The 20086-nt window shown below is 45.2% G+C and carries 14 protein-coding genes; 4 read left to right on the forward strand and 10 right to left on the reverse strand.

Annotated elements, in window-relative coordinates; all coding sequences use genetic code 11:
- The first annotated feature begins 527 nt into the window (after positions 1-527).
- The 3 genes from AB4512_RS14500 (at position 528) to glgB (ending at position 7702) form a co-directional block, all read left to right on the forward strand.
- Positions 528-2981 (forward strand): glycogen/starch/alpha-glucan phosphorylase, encoded by a 2454-nt coding sequence (locus tag AB4512_RS14500; RefSeq protein WP_372175096.1) that lies wholly within the window; start codon positions 528-530, stop codon positions 2979-2981.
- A 185-nt stretch (positions 2982-3166) separates the two neighbouring features.
- Entirely contained in the window at positions 3167-5347 is a 2181-nt protein-coding gene (malQ, locus tag AB4512_RS14505; protein ID WP_017067441.1) for a 4-alpha-glucanotransferase, read from the forward strand.
- Positions 5348-5521: 174 nt separating this feature from the next.
- Positions 5522-7702: a 1,4-alpha-glucan branching protein GlgB gene (gene glgB, locus AB4512_RS14510; protein WP_017064240.1), complete on the forward strand. Its 2181-nt coding sequence runs from the start codon at positions 5522-5524 to the stop codon at positions 7700-7702.
- Positions 7703-7782: 80 nt separating this feature from the next.
- On the opposite strand, the gene AB4512_RS14515 is transcribed toward glgB, so the two are convergent.
- The 6 genes from AB4512_RS14515 to AB4512_RS14540 all read right to left on the reverse strand — a co-directional run bounded on the left by AB4512_RS14515 (position 7783) and on the right by AB4512_RS14540 (position 13390).
- On the reverse strand, positions 7783-8253 hold the full coding sequence (locus AB4512_RS14515; protein ID WP_004732091.1) for a TetR/AcrR family transcriptional regulator: 471 nt from the start codon (positions 8251-8253) through the stop codon (positions 7783-7785).
- 223 nt (positions 8254-8476) lie between these two features.
- Entirely contained in the window at positions 8477-9316 is an 840-nt protein-coding gene (locus AB4512_RS14520; protein WP_017064241.1) for an energy-coupling factor transporter transmembrane protein EcfT, read from the reverse strand.
- Positions 9313-11007 (reverse strand): ABC transporter ATP-binding protein, encoded by a 1695-nt coding sequence (locus tag AB4512_RS14525; protein WP_372175097.1) that lies wholly within the window; start codon positions 11005-11007, stop codon positions 9313-9315. Before AB4512_RS14525 ends, AB4512_RS14520 begins: the two co-directional genes overlap by 4 nt.
- A gap of 6 nt (positions 11008-11013) precedes the next feature.
- Complete coding sequence (locus tag AB4512_RS14530) at positions 11014-11562, reverse strand: ECF-type riboflavin transporter substrate-binding protein (RefSeq protein WP_017066579.1); 549 nt, start codon at positions 11560-11562, stop codon at positions 11014-11016.
- Positions 11563-11864: 302 nt separating this feature from the next.
- Positions 11865-12995, reverse strand: coding sequence for an HlyD family secretion protein (locus AB4512_RS14535; protein ID WP_017061874.1), 1131 nt, complete (start codon positions 12993-12995; stop codon positions 11865-11867).
- On the reverse strand, positions 12995-13390 hold the full coding sequence (locus tag AB4512_RS14540; RefSeq protein ID WP_017061875.1) for a DUF3302 domain-containing protein: 396 nt from the start codon (positions 13388-13390) through the stop codon (positions 12995-12997). The genes AB4512_RS14535 and AB4512_RS14540 overlap by 1 nt, the downstream gene beginning before the upstream one ends.
- A gap of 250 nt (positions 13391-13640) precedes the next feature.
- On the opposite strand from AB4512_RS14540, the gene AB4512_RS14545 reads away from it, so the two are divergent.
- Positions 13641-14543, forward strand: coding sequence for a DMT family transporter (locus tag AB4512_RS14545; RefSeq protein ID WP_017061876.1), 903 nt, complete (start codon positions 13641-13643; stop codon positions 14541-14543).
- 32 nt (positions 14544-14575) lie between these two features.
- On the opposite strand, the gene AB4512_RS14550 is transcribed toward AB4512_RS14545, so the two are convergent.
- The 4 genes from AB4512_RS14550 to deoD all read right to left on the reverse strand — a co-directional run bounded on the left by AB4512_RS14550 (position 14576) and on the right by deoD (position 20074).
- Positions 14576-16156 (reverse strand): GGDEF domain-containing protein, encoded by a 1581-nt coding sequence (locus tag AB4512_RS14550; protein ID WP_017061877.1) that lies wholly within the window; start codon positions 16154-16156, stop codon positions 14576-14578.
- Positions 16156-17625 carry a hypothetical protein gene (locus AB4512_RS14555; RefSeq protein ID WP_017061878.1) on the reverse strand — a complete coding sequence of 490 codons (1470 nt, stop codon included), beginning with the start codon at positions 17623-17625 and terminating at the stop codon, positions 16156-16158. Before AB4512_RS14555 ends, AB4512_RS14550 begins: the two co-directional genes overlap by 1 nt.
- A gap of 186 nt (positions 17626-17811) precedes the next feature.
- Positions 17812-19281, reverse strand: a complete 1470-nt coding sequence (locus AB4512_RS14560; protein WP_017061879.1) for a lactate dehydrogenase — start codon at positions 19279-19281, stop codon at positions 17812-17814.
- Between the two features lie 82 nt (positions 19282-19363).
- Positions 19364-20074, reverse strand: coding sequence for a purine-nucleoside phosphorylase (gene deoD, locus AB4512_RS14565; RefSeq protein WP_017061880.1), 711 nt, complete (start codon positions 20072-20074; stop codon positions 19364-19366).
- Between the last annotated feature and the right edge of the window lie 12 nt (positions 20075-20086).

Consider the following 20086-nt stretch of genomic DNA (forward strand, 5'->3'; position numbering starts at 1 on the left):
ATCCCAATCTATCGTTGAGTGCACTCCAATGACATGAGCCTAATTACTTAAGTCTTTACTCATATTACGTGAAGCCAAACGTTACCGACTACGATCCTCCTCAGAAACCTTGCACTCCTGCATGTTTTTGGGTGTCTACGCCCTTTATTTGAGACTTTGCTCACGTTGCGGGTTGGTTTGTGAATGTGACTTCGTTCATCCCTACACGGGAATCAATGCAAAAGATGAGAGTTGGAAATTATTTTCGTGATCTGAAACTCAGATTTGGCAATGACTTTAAATGGGTTAAATAAAAGTCACATCAATTGAAGTTAAGTTATCGAACGGGAGCTTGTGATCTTAGTCACTCCAAGTTTTTGTTCGCAGTCAGAACATGAGAGTCAGATCACTAACCCTAAGTCGGTACGCCCCCTACGCCCTCCCATCTACTCCTAGTCAGTTGCATTAGCGGGAGGATGTTTAGTTTATGGTGACCATGCACGATATGTCACAGATGAATTAGAACTATTAAAAGCGAGATTTCTGAAATGAAACCAACTCAGCAAAAAACTTTCGATAAAGTGTCATTCCAAGAGAGTGTTAAGAAACATTTATCTGCAACCTACGCAACAACGATTGAAAACGCAGATAGCCGCGCATGGTACCTAGCAATGGGGCGTGCGCTAGCAGAACTCACAACATTTGATCTGTTAGAAACTGAAAATGACGAAAAAATTAAGAACGCGAAGAGCGTTAACTACCTTTCATTAGAGTTTTTGATTGGTCGTTTAACCGGTAATAACCTGATCAGCATGGGTCTGTATGAACAGATCACTCATGCAATGGAAGAGCTAGGTCAAAACCTAACTGATCTTCTAGAAGAAGAGCGCGACCCATCACTAGGTAATGGTGGTCTTGGTCGTCTAGCCGCTTGTTTTATGGATTCTTGTGCCGCTCAAGAATACCCAACAGTAGGCTACGGTCTTCACTACGAATACGGTCTATTCAAACAGTCTTTCCAAGACGGTCGTCAGCAAGAAGCACCTGACGCATGGCGTGGTGTTGAAGGTTACCCATGGGAAGTAGCTCGTCCAGAACTAGCACAACACATTGGTTTTTACGGTCATGTAGACGTTGAATTCATCGACGGTAAAGAAGTACGTACTTGGGTTCCAGGTATGGAAGTAAAAGCAATGCCTTGGGATCTACCAATCGTAGGTTACGAGTCAAGCACGGTTTACCCGCTGCGTCTTTGGGAATGTCAGGCAATTGCACCATTCTCACTAGCAAGCTTCAACAACGGTGATTACTTCGAAGCGCAACACTCGCTAATCGATGCAGGTAACATCACTAAGGTTCTTTACCCGAACGATAACCACGAGAAAGGTAAGACACTGCGTCTAATGCAGCAGTACTTCCATTCAGCAGCATCGGTTCGCGATATTCTACGTCGCCACGAAGCAGCAGGTTTCTCTCTAGAAGATCTGCCTAAGCAAGAAACGATTCAGCTGAACGATACACACCCAACGATCGCGATTCCTGAGCTAATGCGCATCCTGATTGACGAGAAAGGTCTATCTTGGGATCAAGCATGGGAAATCAGTGCTCACACGTTCGCTTACACGAACCACACATTACTTCCAGAAGCGCTAGAGACTTGGTCTGAATCTTTAATCAATCGTCTTCTTCCACGTCACATGGAAATCATTTTTGAAATCAACCACCGCTTCATGCAAGAAGTTCGCAAGATGTGGCCTGGTGACGGTGAGAAGCAAGCGAAGCTTTCTATCATCCAAGAAGGTTTCCACCGCATGGTTCGCATGGCAAACCTATGTGTGATTGGTTCTTACAAAGTAAACGGTGTAGCTGCGCTTCACTCACAACTGGTTAAGAAAGACTTGTTCCCTGAGTTCAACGAAATCTTCCCAGGTAAACTGACTAACGTAACGAACGGCATCACGCCACGTCGTTGGTTGAAGTTCTGTAACCCAGGTCTATCTACGCTAATCACGGGTAAGATCGGCACTGAATGGCCAGCAAAACTTGAGCAGCTAGAAGGCATCGCTAAGTTTGCAACAGACGCGAAATTCCAAAAAGAATTCATGGCTGTTAAGAAAGAAAACAAACAGCGCCTAGCTGATTGGGTTCAAGAGAACATGGGTATCGAGCTAGATACTAACGCTATCTTTGACGTTCAAATCAAACGTCTTCACGAATACAAGCGTCAGCACCTAGATTTGCTACACATTCTATCTCTGTACCACCGTATTCTTAACGAACCTGGTTTCGAGAGTGAGCCACGCGTATGTTTCTTCGCAGCGAAAGCAGCACCGGGTTACCACCTAGCGAAAGAGATCATCTTCGCGGTTAACAAGATTGCAGAGAAGATCAACAACGACCCTCGCATCGGTAACAAACTGAAAGTGGTATTCATTCCTGACTACCGTGTAAGCATGGCTGAAATCATCATCCCTGCAGCAGACGTTTCTCAGCAAATCTCACTAGCGGGTAAAGAAGCATCTGGTACGGGCAACATGAAGATGGCTCTAAATGGCGCGCTAACTATCGGTACGATGGATGGTGCAAACGTTGAGATTCGTGAAGAAGTGGGTGATGAAAACATCTACATCTTCGGCCTAGACGTTGATGGTGTTCAAGCTCTGAAAGCTCAAGGCTACAACCCATACGACTACTACAATGCAGACCCACTACTGAAAGCATCTCTAGACCTACTGACTGGCGATGAGTTCACTCCAGGTCAACCAGGCCTTCTACGTGCAACGTTTGATAGCCTGCTAGACGGTGGTGACCCTTACCTATGTCTTGCTGACTTCGCATCTTACGTGAAAGCGCACGAAGACATGGGCACGCAATACAAAGACCAAGCAGGTTGGGCTAAGAAAGCAATTCTTAACACAGCATTGGTTGGTAAGTTCACATCAGACCGCTCTATCCGCGACTACGTGAACAACATCTGGAAACTTGAAGCGGTTAACCGTTAATACTTCCAAAGTAGCCAAGGCAGTTTCTGCCTTGGCTCAATTAGCTTGTGAGCAAACGAAAGGCTTAAAGGTTTCGTTTATAAACAAGCTGCTTACAAACCGATTGTCACAAGCTAATTGATTAGTAAAAATTAAATTAACAACCCTACAAAATAGAAAGCGTCAGAACGTTTTCGGAGAGAGCGATGAAAGAACAGACCGTATTAAAACAAGTCGCAGAAATGGCAAACATTGCCGACAGTTACGTTAGTGCGTGGGGCGATGAAGCACAAGTATCAGACGAGACGATCACGTCTCTATTGGCTTCGTTGGGCTACGATACAAGCAGCGATGATGCACTGCTTAAGTCAGCAGAAAGAAAACACAAAAAAGATGTACTAGACCCAGTTCTTGTCTTGCGTGACGGTGAGCCAGTAGAAGTGGCGCTTAATCTAGGTGTAAGTGCTCGTGAAAGTGAGTTCAGCTGGCGCTTAGAAACCGAGCAAGGAGAGGTACTTGAAGGCTATCTTCAATCTCAAGTCATTCGTGACGAGCGTGCCGAGGGTGGCCCTTTAGTGTTTGCATTGCCAAGTGATTTGGCATGGGGTTATCACAAGCTCATTGTGAGCCGTAAGCGCCGTAAGAAGCCTTACGAGATGACACTGATTATTACGCCAAAAGCGTGTTTCAAGCAGTCACCAATCGAGCAAGGCAAAAAGCTTTGGGGACCCAGTGTTCAACTTTATACCCTAAGAACTCAGCATAACTGGGGTATTGGTGATTTCGGAGACCTAAAACAGCTTGTTGCGGATATCGCTTCTCGTGGTGGTGACTTCGTTGGTCTAAACCCAATTCACTCATTGTTCCCTGCGAACCCTGAAGGTGCGAGCCCATATAGCCCATCTTCTCGTCGCTGGTTGAACATCTTATACATTGATGTGAGTTCAGTTCCTGAATTTGCACTAAGTGCAGAAGCACAACAAACAGTCGGCAGCGCAGAGTTCCAACAGCGTCTACAAAAAGCGCGTGAAGCACACTGGGTAAACTACACCGAAGTGTCTGAGCTTAAGATGAGCATCTTGCCTCTGCTATTCGCAGAATTTAAGACTCGTCATCTAGACAAAAACAGCGACCGTGCACAAGCGTTCTTAGCCTTCGTAGAAGAGGGTGGCGATAGCCTGATGCATCAAGCGGCGTTTGATGCTCTACATGGTGAACTGCATGCAGAAGATTCTGGCATGTGGGGATGGCCGGTATTCCCTGAGAAGTACCGTACATTCGACAGCCCAGCGACACAGAAATACATCAAAGAGAACTTAGAAAACGTTCATCTGTACATGTACCTGCAATGGCTAGCAGATTGCCAGATCAACGATGCACAGTCTCTTGCAGAAGAGAAGGGCATGGCTGTTGGCCTGTACCGTGACTTAGCGGTAGGTGTTGCAGATTCAGGCAGCGAGACTTGGGCTGACGAAGGCAACCTAGTGATGGATGCGAGCATTGGTGCTCCACCTGATATTCTTGGTCCTTTGGGTCAGAACTGGGGTCTACCTCCGTTAAACCCAGAAGTGCTTCAAGAAACAAGCTACGACGCTTACATCAAGCTACTTCGTGCGAACATGAAGCACTGTGGTGCACTGCGTATCGACCACGTTTTAGGTCTACTGCGCTTGTGGTGGATTCCAAAGGGTGAGAACGCAACTAAGGGCGCGTACATCTACTACCCAGTACAAGATATGCTGTCTATTCTGGCGCTTGAATCTCACCGTTACCAATGTAGCGTTATCGGTGAAGATTTAGGAACGGTACCGGATGAGATTGTCGACATCCTTGCAGATGCTGGCGTGCACTCTTACAAAGTGTTCTTCTTCGAAACATCAGAAGATGACGGTGGTTTCATCTCACCAAAACACTACGCATCACAATCGATGGCGGCACTGTGTACTCACGATATGCCAACGCTTCGTGGCTTCTGGCACTGTGATGACCTGAAAATGGGCCAAGAGATTGGCTTATACCCAGATGCAGAACAATTAGAAACCTTGTTCGATGACCGCCTAGAGTGCAAGCAAGGTATCTTAGATTCAGTAGCATGGCATGGTTTCCTACCAGAAGGTGTGGGCCGCGATGCGAGCCAAGTACCGATGGACTCTTACCTTGCTGAGGCACTTCAACTGCACGTAGCGGCTGGTGGTTCAACACTACTGAGCGTTCAGCTAGAAGATTGGCTAGAGATGGACAAGCCAGTAAACATTCCTGGCACGGTTGATGAATACCCTAACTGGCGTCGTAAACTATCAATGAACTTGGACGAAATATTTGCTCACGAAGGCGTTAATCGTATCGCTTCTAAGCTGACTGACGTTCGAGAAAAAGCCGGTAAGTAATGACGTGAGTGACTTGAAATTAGGTGGTTTTTTGCTTACGCCGTACGAAACTACAACCTCGGTCACTCAATAATGAATGCTCATCTGGTAGAATAAACCGTCGTTATATTGCCCGCACTAATAGCGGGCATTTTTGTATTATGTTTTTTGGATGTTTGGTTAGGGAGAAACGTTTTGGAACTAAGTTCGATTTCAAAGCAAAAACAAATATATACCCAACTATCACAGGCTTGTTTCACAGACCCATTCGCGTTTTTAGGGCCATACCTACCTTCTGAGCAAGGTGCATTACGTGTGTGGATTCCTGGGGCAGATAAAGTCGAGTTGATTGTTGGAAAGGAACCTCGTATTGAGTTAGCGCGAGAGGGTGAAAGTGGTTTCATTCTTAAGCAAGAGAGAGACTTACGTTTTACTCACTATAAGCTTGCGGTTGATTGGGCTGGCGTAGAACAGATCATCGATGATCCTTACCAGTACCACGATCTGTACGCGAGTTATGAAGATCTTCATACACCGAAAGATATGTATCATCACATGGGGGCTCAGTTTATTACGCTAGAGCGTGATGGACAGACGATTTCAGGTACGCGTTTCTTGGTGTACGCACCGCATGCAACTGCGGTAAGCTTGGTGGGTAACTTCAACGCTTGGGATGGTCGCCGCCACCCAATGCAACGCCTAGATTACGGTATGTGGGGCTTATTCATTCCTGAACTGGAAGAAGGCGCTCAATACAAGTTTGAATTAAAAGGACCAAATGGCGAAGGCTTACCACACAAAGCTGACCCATGGGGTTTCTACTCTGAGCAATACCCATCGTTCTCATCTGTAACTTACGATCACGCTCGTTACCAGTGGCAAGATACTCAATGGCAAAATCGCCCGGTAACGCAAAAGCGCAAAGAAGCGCTTTCGTTCTATGAATTGCATGCAGGTTCTTGGAAGCGTAACGCTGAAGGTGAATTCTTAAATTATCGCGAGCTTGCGGCAGAGCTGATCCCATACCTAACGGATCTTGGCTACACGCACGTTGAACTAATGCCAGTTTCAGAACATCCATTCTACGGTTCTTGGGGCTATCAGCCTGTAGGTCTATTTGCACCGACTAGCCGTTTTGGCTCTCCAGATGATTTCAAATACTTCGTCGATCAATGTCACCAAGCGGGTCTTGGCGTTGTTCTGGACTGGGTTCCTGCTCACTTCCCAAGTGATGATCACGGCCTAGCAAACTTCGATGGTACGCCATTATTCCATGATCCAGATCCACGTCGTGGTTGGCATCAAGATTGGAACTCGTACATTTACGATTTAGGCAAAGAGCATGTTCGTCGTTTCTTAGTTTCTAATGCACTGTACTGGTTCGAGCAATTCCACATTGATGGCATCCGTGTTGATGCGGTTGCTTCGATGTTGTACCTCGACTATTCGCGTAGCCATGACCAATGGATCCCGAATGCGGATGGCGGCAACGAAAACTACGACGCTATCGCAACCCTTAAGTGGATGAACGAAGAAGTGTACAAGCACTTCCCGAATGCGATGACCATTGCGGAAGAATCGACGGCGTTCCCTGGTGTTTCAGCACCGACCTTTATGGGCGGCTTAGGCTTCGGCTTTAAGTGGAACATGGGTTGGATGCACGATAGCCTGTCTTACATTCAAGAAGATCCAATCAACCGTAAGTACCACCACGATACGATTACGTTCCCACTGGTTTACGCACACAGTGAGAATTATGTATTGTCTCTGTCTCACGATGAGGTGGTTTACGGTAAAGGTTCTATCCACAACAAGATGCCTGGTGATGAATGGCAGCAAACGGCAAACCTACGTGCTTATATGGGTTACATGTATGCGCAACCAGGTAAGAAGCTGAACTTCATGGGTGCAGAATTTGGTCAGACGGCTGAATGGAACCATGACGACCAGCTGCAATGGTTTTTGCTGGATTACGAGCGTCATCAAGGTGTTCAGCGTTTAACGAAAGACCTGAACAATCTGTACCGCTCTGAAGCTGCAATGCACGATCTTGATTTTGATCCGAAAGGCTTTGAATGGCGTCTACAGGACTCTGCTGAAGCGAGCATTCTTGCGCACGAGCGCATCAGTGAATCTGGTGAGCGAGTATTGATAGTGTCTAACTTTACGCCAGTGCCTCACGAGCATTTCCGCTTAGGTGTTCCTGCAAAAGGTGAATACGCATTGTTGTTGAATACAGACTCTGTCGACTATGCAGGCAGCGGTTTTGAAGTGAAGCAGACTGCTGAGATTGAATCTGTAGAGAGCGAAGGGCTAGACACATCGATTGAGCTGCGTTTACCACCGTTATCGACCGTTTTTTACAAGCTAAATTAGGTCTATAAGTTGAAGTAAGCGATAACTAAAAAGAAAATGGGAGCCGAATGGCTCCCATTTTTGTATTTCTAGTGCTTGGTTTAATGCTGCTTGAAGTTTGTGAGATAGAACATTGAACGTCCTACGACAGTCTCAAGGATTCGAACGGTATCAAGCCCAAAGCTATTAAACATTATCTCGCGGAATTGACCATCTGAACTGATGTTAAACTGTTCAGGGCTCTTGACCTGGGAGGCATGGAAAAACATCAATTTGATCACGAATCGAAATTGATCATTATCTAGAGCGTTTTGCCAAGATTGAATGAATACTTCTTCCGATGAGAACTCTAGATTCTCTATAACAATTGATAGCATGTGTTGGTGTAACGCTGATCGGATAGCGCGGGTCGATGGATAATAGCCCTGAAGCGTCGTCAAACTAATGCCAATTTCTTGAGCAATCCTTGCATAAGTTAGTGCTTCATGTCCTTCAGCCAGAAAAAGGTTTAGTACGATCTCATCGTAGTGCTTTTGATTTTCTAGTTTCTGTACTTGAGTAATTCGAGCCATTACAAATCTCTACTGATTGTAACATTCTGTAAACGAGTATATTAAGAGCTTATGAATTAAATCTCAAACTCCAAGGGTAAATAACTGGTCAATTTATCGTTAAATATAGTCAGTATTGTGTCATTGGTTCAATTATCAATCAGATTTTGGCATAAACAAAAACACCGCCCTATTGAGCGGTGTGTTATTTAAAGTCTTTGTTTATCTATGCTAATTCAGATGACTAGAACGGATACCAAAATAACTGCGGCTCTAGAATGCGTTTCGCAATGGCTAACACCACGATAAAAGCGATGACACCTAAACAAACAAAGTCGATACGTTTCAAAGGTGCATAGCTATACCAAGTGCGAGCTTTGTGTCGGCCAAAACCTCGTAACGTCATTGCGTTAGAGATCTCGTCTGCTCGGTCCAAGCTAGAGAAAATGAGCGGGCCTAGAACCTTAGCCACATTTTTGATTCGAGTAATTAGAGGCGCTTTCTTTGAGAGCTCTACACCACGAGCCTGTTGAGCATGCATGATATTGATGAAGTCTTTCTTAACTTCTGGCAAGTAACGCAGTGTTAAGCTGACCGCATAGGCGATCTTGTAAGGAACACCGATACGGTTGAGGCTAGCTGCAAACTCAGTCGGATGCGTTGTGAAGACAAAAATCAACGCTATCGGGAACATGCTCATGTATTTGAGCGTCACAGTAACCAAGTAAAACAGAGTCTCTTGGCTCAACGAGTAGTTACCCGGCAATGTCAGCAATAAGGTTTTGCTGCCGATGAGCTCAGTACCTTGCTGTGGAGCCAGCAGATACATGAACAAAGCATTTAGGCTCAATACACTCGCCGTACCCAATAACAGAGGCTTATATACGCGTACAGGCACATTGGTCAGCTTTAGCAGGTATAAACCAGTCACAATAAGCAGTGCAATCAATCTTAGGTCGAACGTAGTTAAGACCACGGTTACCCAAGCTAAGAAGAGCGCAAATTTGGTGATGCCGTTAAGTGCATGAAGCGGTGATTTTGTATCAATGTAATTGATGCCGAATTTTACTTTTGATACGTTCATTGAGCGCTTCTCTCGTAGTCGATGAAGTACTGCATGAATGCGTTGGTGTCGTCGATTTTCATCATAGTCGCGAGTTCATAAATGCTGGTGGTACAAAGATTTGCGCGTTCTAACAGCGATGGCTGACTGAATACTTCCGTCATCGCGGCATTGGCAATCAGCTTGCTGTCAGCAATGACAATTGAGCGTGTGGTGTACTCTAGAACAAGGTGCATGTCGTGTGAAATGATCACGACGGTGATACCTAACTCGCGGTTAAGCTTTTGGATAAACGCCAGCATTGAGGTGTAGTTGCGGTAATCTTGACCCGCTGTTGGTTCATCCAAGATCAGAAGCTCTGGCTCCAATACTAAGATAGAAGCGATCGTTACGCGTTTTTTCTGACCGTAGCTTAGCGCTTCGATTGGCCAGTGGCGGAACTTGCTCAAGCCACACAGCTCAAGAACGTTTTCCACCTTCTCTTTGATTTCCTGCTCTGCAACCCCACGATTACGCAGACCGAATGCAACTTCATCAAAAATCATATGATGAGAGATCATATGATTTGGGTTCTGCATCACGACACCGACTTTCTGGCTTCTTTCAAAGATAGAAAGCTCAGATAGGTCTTCACCATTTAGATAGGAAGAGCCTGAATCGGCATCGATCACACCCATGATGAGTTTAGTGATGGTAGATTTGCCTGAACCGTTTTTGCCTAAGATTGAAACGAACTCACCCTTACCAATCTTAAAGCTGACATCTTCGAGAGCGTTCTTTTCACCATCGTAAGAGTAAGTCAGGCCGTGGACCTCAAGCAAAGGTTGGTACTGCTTCTCGGCAACTGGAGTCGGGCGCTCTGCAAACCAAGCCTGAACCGCAGGGCGGAATCTTTTGTAATCGAGAGCTTTGAGGTTTGATAGCTTATCTTCACTGGTCAAAAGTGCTTTCGCTGCCTTCAGAGCAGATAAATAAAGTGGTTCACGAATACCGTGTGTTTCAAGCAGTTCAGAAGCTAAGATTTCATCGGGTGTCATGTCCGCGACAATTTCACCGCGCTCCATCAAGATCACTCGATCGATATCGCGATGTAGTACATCTTCAAGGCGATGCTCGATGATGACTATAGTCTTGTTGGTTTCTTTATGAAGTTGGTCGATGATTTCGATAGTCGCTTTACCCGTTTTCGGGTCAAGGCTAGCCAAAGGTTCATCAAACAACAGGATGTCAACGTCATCAACTAAGATGCCCGCTAATGACACGCGTTGTTTCTGGCCGCCGGATAAATCATGTGGCGAGCGATCAAGCATATCTGCTAAGTCGACCATTTTTGCTGTCGACTTAACCAGAGGGTACATATCAATGTTCGACACTAACTGATTTTCCAGTGCGAATGCGATGTCTTCGCCAATACTCAAACCGACAAATTGGCTATCAGTATCTTGTAATACTGTGCCAACCTGCTCGGTATAGTCGTGCATAGAAAAATCAGAAATGTTCTTACCGTTGATCTCTAGAGAGCCAGTCACCTCACCTTTGATAGCATGAGGAATCAGACCGTTAAGGCATTGACCTAGGGTAGATTTACCACTACCGCTTGGTCCAATAATGACGATTTTCTCTCCTTTCTCTATCCTTAGATTGATATTTTTTAGCGTCGGTTTATCCAGCGACTCATATCTAAAAGAGAAGTTCGAAAATGCTATAGTCATTATCGCTTATGCCTCAGTCAGGTTACGGCTTTGTTTGTTGCGTTTAGCGACTGATTTTAGGATCAGTAAGCCAACAACAGCGATCAGAACGGTGTTACCCGCAGCAATGATAGAGAGTTGAGTGAAGACTTTAGTAAACGGTTCTGCATAAAGGATGGTATCTAGGAATGCAGAGCAGCCGTAACCAACCACATTACCGGCAAGGGCAAGTACCACAAACAGCGCGAAGTCCTTCATAGGCAACTCACCTTGCTGAAGGCGGTTCTTGGTCAACATCGGGAATAAGCCGATAACCATGCCTACGATACCTGAGCCTAAAACCCAAGTTAACCACACACCCCAGCCTGCGAACAGATCCGTTACCCAGTGACCGATAAAGCCAACTAAGAAGCCAACAATAGGGCCGAACAAAACAGAAAACAGTGCTAGAACTGCCATTGCTGGTTTCAATGTCGTGTTAGCAAACACTGGGACACCAAACATAGGTAAACCACCAATGCCGTACAGTGCCGCGCCAATGGCGATAACGACCACTGTTTTAGCTGAAAAGTTCATAGATAACCTCGAATTCTGAAAAATAAAGCAAAATAAAGAATAAATATTCGCCATTATTAATATGCGTCTCAATGAGAACGTTTTTTGGGCAAATATAAAAAATAAGGCGCGCATTATACAGTAGAACCCTTCCATAAGGGAAGGTAAGTGTCTAGATGTCTAAAATTCCATCTGAACACCTAAATATCGTGTAAAAAGCGTAATTTTACGGTTAATCCAGCAACAAAAAAGTCAGAGCGAGTCTGACTTTTTCATTCGTCTTAACAATGTGTTAAGCGGGTTCGTCACGTACCTTTGACCGTTTAGTGGTCTAGGTATAGATAGTTTTGCCAACTCTTCATGCGAATAAGGACCTTGCGCATGATTGAAACGTGGGTGAAGCTGTCAGAATAAACGGCAACTTCAACCGCGGTACCCATAGGTAAATGGTAGTCAGACAGGTCATCAGTGATGGTCATTTTAGCAAATACGCGTCCATTAGTACGAAGTGCATTGGTACCAATAAGTGTCCCGCGCGCTTGAATTTGACTCTCACCAATAGCTGGGATTATTTCATCAATGCGTCCTTTGAAAATCTTGCCTGGTAGTGCTCTGAATAAAAATTCAGCTTCGAAACCAGGATGCAGTCGTTGCAATGAGTTTTGTCTGAATGCTGCGATGTAGTATTTTTCTTCCGTATGGACAAATGTCATGACAGGAGCAAGAGGTAGCGGTACAGCCATTACGCCTGGACGCAGTGCTAGTTGTGTAACATATCCATCCGTTGGTGCTCTCACGACCGTTTGGTCAAGGTTGAATTGAGCCTTACGTAAGTCTGCAAGTAATCCTGCCACTGCGGTGTTCTCGCCACCAATTTCAGAATTTAGAGCGATCTGAGCTTGTTGTTGACTTGCTTCTGCTACTTTTACTGCTGCTTCCGATGCCTTATAAGCTTGTCTACGAGTATCCAATTGTTGTTCGGTAAACGCACCACTTTCAAAGCCACGCTTATAACGAGAAAATTCGCGTTGCGCTTTGTCTCTTTCTGCAATCGCTTTGATTTTAGCAGCTTCAGCTTCAGCAACTTGAGATTCAAGCCCAAGTGCTCCTTGGCTTGCTTCTTTTACTTTCGCTTCGAGCTTAGCGACTTCTGCTTCAAAAGGGATAGGGTCAATTTTAAAGAGGATGTCTCCTTTCTTTAAAGGAGAATTCGCCTCAACAGGAACCTCAATGACTTTACCTCTAACGCCTGAAACAATTGGAGTCGTTGAGTAAACTTGGTTGCCAAGTTGTGTGAAAGGATGGTTGTAGTTCATTAATAGGATCAATGTTCCTACGATGACCACACCACCGAGCACTGCGGTAGGCACTGTCCATTTGTTTAGTGGGATATTAAATACTTTGAAAATAGTGATACAAAGTGCCGCGTAGGTCATTATCAGTAGTAAATCCATTACTTAGCCTCCTGATCTTGAACGTTGTTTGACTCTTTTTTTGTGCTGCTTTGTTTAGTATTTGCTTGTTTGAGCTGTGCGATCTCTTCTTGAAGGGTGCTAACTTGATCGATTAAAACATCCACTCGGTGATGAATATCGTGCTGCTCTTCTTCGAGTTTTTCGAAGCCCCAGCCTCGGTCTTTCCGCCATAATGTTGCCCAAATCCATAGAAAGGGCCAAATTGTGTGCAAAGTGAATAGGCTAACCCAGCCTGAGACGTGAATTGCGTCTTGGTGAGGATGATTACGTTCTTTGGCTATTTCATAAGGGATATCGTGAATAACGATGATGCCGTAAAAGATGACTAGAGCAACGAAAATGAGTAAGCCGAGTGCAAAGTAGTCTAAAAACATAACAGATCCTTGTAATGTTAGATGTTAGTTATAAATATAGTACGCTATCATCCAAGTAATTGTTATAAAAATGATTTACTGAGTTATAAATAATGAGTATTCGCTTCTAATGTGAGCAAAACCATTGACGAATCTTATAAAATCTCATCGCGTTTGAAGAGGCTATTTCGGCTTTCTGGTTGGTATTTTAGCTGAAATGATGACAGCTACGATTCTAAATGACGTGCACAACCACAAAGGATAAACACGGATGTATATAGGTGAATTGGCGGCTATTGGTGCTGCGATTGTGTGGGCGTGTGCGACATGGATTTATGGACAGTTTGGTCATCGCTTCTCTGCGATGCAATTGAACATTGTTAAGGGTGTAGTGGCGTCAGGGATGATGTTGCTGGTGATGCCTCTTATTCCGATGCCGGAGTTTGAACTGAGTACCAACCATTTTCTGATATTGGCAATTTCAGGTGTGATTGGCATTGCGATTGGAGATAGCGCCTATTTTGCGGCGTTGAAAAGAATCGGTGCCAATAAGACGCTGTTACTGGAATCTTTAGCCCCGCCTCTTTCTGGTGTGCTGGCATTAATGTTCCTGGGCGCTGTATTGACAGTGCAAAGTTGGCTCGGTGTCGTGATTACAACACTAGCGGTGACCTTCGTTGTCTTCCAGCCATCAAAATCGGCGAGCGGTGAATCGAATAACAAAGCGCAGTGGGGTGGCATTGGTTATGGGCTTGTGGCGAGTGTCTGTCAGGCATCTGGTGTGGTTATTTCTCATTACGCGTTAGTGGCGGGTGATATCCCACCATTGTTAGGTGCTTTGATTCGCCTGACGATTGGCGTGTTTGCTGTGATGCTGATTATCCCTTTCGTTGAAAAGAAGCCGTATTCATCGATAAAAAGAGATTTATGGGAAATGACCAAGCTCGATAAACTGTGGTTACTAGGAGCAATCTTTGTCGGGACGTTTCTCGCTCTATGGCTTCAACAAGTGGCGTTGAAGAATGCTAACCCTGCGATTGCACAAACGTTGATAGCGACCAGCCCGGTCTTTATTTTGGTGATTTATGCGCTGAAAGGGGAGAAGGTGTCAAAGCAAAGTATCATAGGCACACTTGCCGCCCTTGCTGGTATTTCTCTGTTCTTTTATCAATAAGCAGTTGGCCTAAGCTACAGAGCTATATGCCACTACTCTGTACACACTTGATTACGGCCGTTGGCTTTAGCTCGGTATAGCGCTTTATCCGCACGGTAGAAGGTGCGTTGAGTATTCTCTCCGTCACGATGCAAAGTGATACCAATACTCACGGTCAAACCACGCTCCCCAAGTATTTCATGCCATCCAAATTGGAAGATGCGCTCTCGATAATTTTCAGAGTGCATTTCTGCCTTCGGAAGATCAGTGTTCTCTAGAATGACGAGGAACTCTTCTCCACCAAATCTGACACATGACGCGCCTCTAAACTTAAAGTATGAACGTAGCTCTTGAGACACACTAACAATCGCTTTATCGCCCACTAAGTGACTCAGTTCATCATTGATAGACTTGAAGTGGTCAATATCAATAACCATCAGCGCGAAAGAGGTATCGTGCAGCAGCATGTCTTTCAGTTTCACATCTAACCAGCGGCGGTTGTGCAACCCTGTTAATGGATCTGTGAATACGTCTTGTTGAAGCTGAGCCACCGCATTCTTGTGTTGTTCGGTTGTCTCTTTGAGCTCTTTGTTCTCTTGTTCAGAGAGAATGAGTTTGAGTTGTAATTCAAAACGGGACAGGCGGCGTAGTTGGCTTGCACCGAGTTCACTGATCGGGATCTGCTTCATCAGATCGGTTTCAATTCGGTAGCCTTTTTTCTCATAGCTTAGCGCTTCTTGAAAACGCCCTTGATTCATACACACATCACTCAGCGAATCGTAGAATCGTTTTGCAAGTACTGGCGACGAGTAGGCTTTCACGCGTTTGTCTGTGCTCGACAAAATCATGCTCGCGTAGTCTTGCTTGCCGGTTGCACTTAGGCAATGTGAGAGCTCTAGACGAGTCATGGTTGCAAGCCAGCTTGCTTGAGTGCTGTTGGCTGGGTATTGAACCTTAGACAGACAGCGTAGCGCTTCATGGTGTTTTTTCTTAGCGCGCAGCACCTTTGCTTGGTAAAGCAGTATTTGAGCTGTGAGCAACTTGTCACTGACCAAAATACTCAGTTCTTCGCACTCATTCAGTAAATCGCTGGCTGCTGTAATGCGATTGAGTAGAAGTAGGCTTGCTACCATATGCAGCTTGAATTTGAGGCGAAGTGAGCGACTGCTTATCGCATGGTCTATGCTGCTGATTTTTTGGTAGTAACGAAGTGCTCTGTTGTGATCGCCATAGGAATCACACAGGTTGCCCATGCCTAAAATAGCTAATACATACTCATCGATATGACCGTGTTCAACCGCGATAGTCGATGAACTGACGAATTCATTGAGTGCTGAGGTGTAATCACCAGTTTCAACTAAGCGGTCACTTAAACTGGTTTTGACTGTCAGAATATCTTCGATATCGGCAGGAAGGTGGAGCAGATCGAGTGCTCGTCTCAACTCTTCGATACTGGTTTGATTTTGTTGTAACTCGGCACGGTATTCAGAGCTAATGATATAGCAGTGCGCTTGCTCTGTTTGCGTTGTCGAAACGTGCTGACGAATGTGGTTCCAGAAGATGATCGCTTCTTCACCTGATACTGATGAAGGGTCTAAACCGGCGTCTGTGATCTTGCTTAATAGAGTTTCCATTATTCTATTACCTCAGCATCGTCTTCTTCTAATTGTTCAAGCGTGAACGGGAACGTCAAAATATCATTGAGGCTGACGGTCGGTTTCGAACCCTTTAGTCCTTTTCTATGCCATGGATAGATATCAAGCATGGTGCTGAGAGTTTGGAAGGTTTGCTCTGCGGCTTCGCCTTTTTCGGAAAGCATAAGGGCCACACGTTCAGAACTTAGCCTTGCGATGAAGTCATTCTGGTTACATAAAGCATGAGCAATCTCGGTACAGACATCTAAGTAATCAGTATCGACATGATGGAACATAATGATGCTGTGGTTTGAACGTTTAAGCTCTGTCTTGAACAGCACCAACTTTTCCCACCAAAAGGTTTCAGAGACAACGTAAGAGAGGTGCTTTTCAGGATCGTACTCGTGCTGACCGCGAATACGATTAATCAGTTTTCGTGCTCTCTGTTCAAGTTGGCGTTTTGAACTGCGTGCTTTGTCCAAACCGACACGTGTCGTTTGCTCTTTGAGCATGCCGATAGAATATTGACGGTACTTTTTAAAGGCGACGAGCGCGGCTTGGAAGTCTTGGTTTTCTTCCGCCACCAAGGATTGTTGGTAACAGATTTGGCTCAGCAACTCGCCATTATCGAACTCGTTTGCGGATTGTTCTGCGAGCCTCAGTAATTCCGCCGCTTGTTCTGGTCTTTTTCTCAGGAGCTCCAATCTAGCTCGGCTGATGTATGAGTGCGCCTTCATCCAAACTAGGTTGTGTTCAACTGCCAGATTGTGCGCTTTGGCCGTGGCGCGCTCCGCGTCATCTAAGCGTTCAAGACCAAGTAGGGCAAGGCCTCGAAAGTCCCATACCTCTGCATGCCAAGTGTTATCTTTATGGTCTTTTAATGCTTCTTCTGCACCGTCCAATACCGACAGCATTTCAACATAGTTGTTGAGCAGGTAGTAATCCCACGCAAGCAGTATTCTGGCTTTACCCTCTAACCAACCAATGCGGCTATTGTTAGCAACTTTAACGGCAAGCTGGTGGGTAGAACGTGCAAGTTTATATTCGTGGGTCATCCGCCAAATATTGCCAAGGCCAATGAGGCATTCAATTTGAATTTCGACTTCATCAACCAACGCGGACTGCTCTAAAGCATTGATCCAGAACTGTTGGGCGGAATAGTACTTGGCTTGTCCCCAGAACTGGAGCGCGTGTAAATGGAGGATTTCAGGGAGAAAAAGGTCGGTATCTAATCGGCTTTGGCGCTTGTAGGCTTCCTTGATGTATTTTAAACCTTTTTGGTAATCCATCAGGTTCCAGCTACATCTTGCCATTAACATTAATGACTGGATGGCACCCTCTTCAAACAGAACTTGCTCTGATCGGACTAGGCACTGTTGGGCAATCTCTAGGATCACCGATGGCTCAGAGTCGACACGAGTTTTGAGTTTTTCTAATTCTGTTTCAAGAAGGTACTGATTTTTGTCCAAGACTTACATCCATGATTATCGAACATATTGATAACACAATCATTATAAGAGTGTAATTTGAGATAAGCACCAATTATCTTTCGTAGAGCGTCAAAGGAACATCGATCTTTTCTAATTATGGGTGTTACCTCATGTTGTCGCTTTAAAATCAATGAGTTCCCGAATAATTACCTAGAGGCTTTGTTGCTATGAAAGTAGTTGCTTTAGAGTTAATGGCAGCTCCCCTACGCCTAAGCGTTGTGCTGCCGTGAGCCCTTGCTTATCTTGGTAGCACAGATTGTGCCAAGCTCTAAATATGTCGAGCAATGGAAGAATGCCCCCAGGACGAAGCTTACGTCTGGGCTCATTAATAAAGCTATCAAATAACAACTGAAAGCGCTGTTGATAGAACTTAGTTTGTTGAATTGAGGCTGTGTTAAACCACTGTTTTGGTTCTGGATTGTTACCGGTTAGGTAGCAGATACCTTTCTGGTTATCACCCTGATTGGCAATAGCCCAGCGATCTCGCCACCAACTCATGTGAACGATGTCGATCTTTTCAAAACTTTGGTCGTCTTGCCAGCCTGAATCTTCTTCGACATACATGAGGTCAATATTTTGACTCTGAATGCGCGGCAAACATACACTTAAAGCGGCAGATCTTAGTAATGGATCTTGTGGCATATAGATGGCGACATGCTTGTCTTCGTTACACATATCCAACACATGTAAGAAGTGAGCATAAGAGGTATAAGGCGGTCGAATGAGAGCGCCTTTTGAAGGGTAACTAAATGTGGTGAGGTTACCCATAGGGTCCTCAACGTTACCTCTCGCAAGAATCACTTGGTACTGCTGTTCAATGCGCTCTTTTAGTTTGTCAGAGGGCTGAGGCAGTTCGAGATTTGCTTCTGAAGAGTGCTCTTTGGATACAAATCGTGCCACATCATCATAAGGGTTATGGTCGACGTTTCCTGATGGTTCTTCATTTTGAGAGTAGTTAACGTGTTGGCAAAGTATATAGCCAGAATGCGCCTCGCCCGTCGCTATCCACACCACACCGTTGTTACTTTGTGGTTGCAGACGCTGGTAGTGAGATGCGAACTCGTAATCTTTCGCATGGTTAACCCATCGTGCATCGATCATCGCTAATTTACGACGACAACGGCTCGCGATATGGTCAACATGATCATAGAAAGTCTTTGGGTTGATCTCTAATTTTCGGCAGATTTCACGTACGGAATAGCCCATGAACAGTAAGCCCATGAGGTTCTCTTGAAATTGGAGTTTTTTATTGGATCCAGACCATTTATCAACGAAGGTTGTTTGGCAGTCTTTGCATCGATAACGCTGCCTGTCGCCACTGTAGCCGAAGGCATGATAAAGATGTTTATGGGTATGAACCGATAAGCCGAAGTTATCGCAATCATCATTACGACAAGCAGGGAGCCCGTCGCTGTGGAGTTGTCTTAGGCGATGAAGTTCGCTTAACACTTCACGATTGTTAAGTAAGGGGGGGAAAGCTCCACATTCACGACAAACCATCGCTGGACGCTTAGGGTTCGCGTGTTGCAAAACATACCGTTTTGCATCGCTCAAGCCAAAGTTGTCACACGCCAATGTTTTACAAAAGTTGAGTTGCAAACCATCCGCATCTTTTGGCAGCTTGTCGTTAGACACGATCTCCCCCTCGGGATTATTTGAGCAGCCAAGCGAGCCTGGCTGCGGGGTAACGCTTTTCAATGTATCTTTTATCAAATCGTTAGATGTTGATTGCTGTCTCTAGAGCAACTTTCATCATGTCGTTGAAAGACTTTTGACGCTCTTCAGAACTTAGTTTTTCACCACGGATGATGTGGTCAGATACTGTTAGGATAGTTAGTGCTTTAGCACCAAGGTCTGCAGCAACGCCGTAGATACCAGCCGCTTCCATATCAACACCTAGGATGCCTAGCTTTTCCATTTTTTCGAAAAGGTCAGCTTCTGGAGTGTAGAAAAGGTCTGCAGAGAATACGTTACCAACTTTAACTGGAACTTCTTGTGCACGAGCTTGGTTTACTGCTTCTTCTAGAAGACCGAAATCAGCGATAGCAGCGAAGTCGTGGTTGTTGAAACGAATGCGGTTTACTTTTGAGTCAGTAGATGCACCCATGCCGATAACAACGTCCATTAGTTTAACGTCGTCACGTACCGCGCCACAGCTACCTACACGAATAACGTTTTTCACGCCGAACTCAGCGATTAGCTCGTGTACGTAGATGCAGCATGATGGGATACCCATACCGTGGCCCATTACAGAAACTTTCTTACCTTTGTAAGTGCCTGTGTAGCCAAACATGTTGCGAACGTCACAAACTTGCTTCACGTCATCAAGGAATGTTTCTGCAATGTATTTTGCGCGAAGCGGGTCGCCCGGCATAAGTACTGTTTCTGCGAAATCACCAGCTTGAGCATTAATATGAGGTGTAGCCATGGTCGTTCTCCA

It is taken from the genome of Vibrio sp. 10N.222.52.B7 (assembly GCF_041474275.1).
In the GTDB taxonomy this organism is placed as follows: domain Bacteria; phylum Pseudomonadota; class Gammaproteobacteria; order Enterobacterales; family Vibrionaceae; genus Vibrio; species Vibrio crassostreae_C.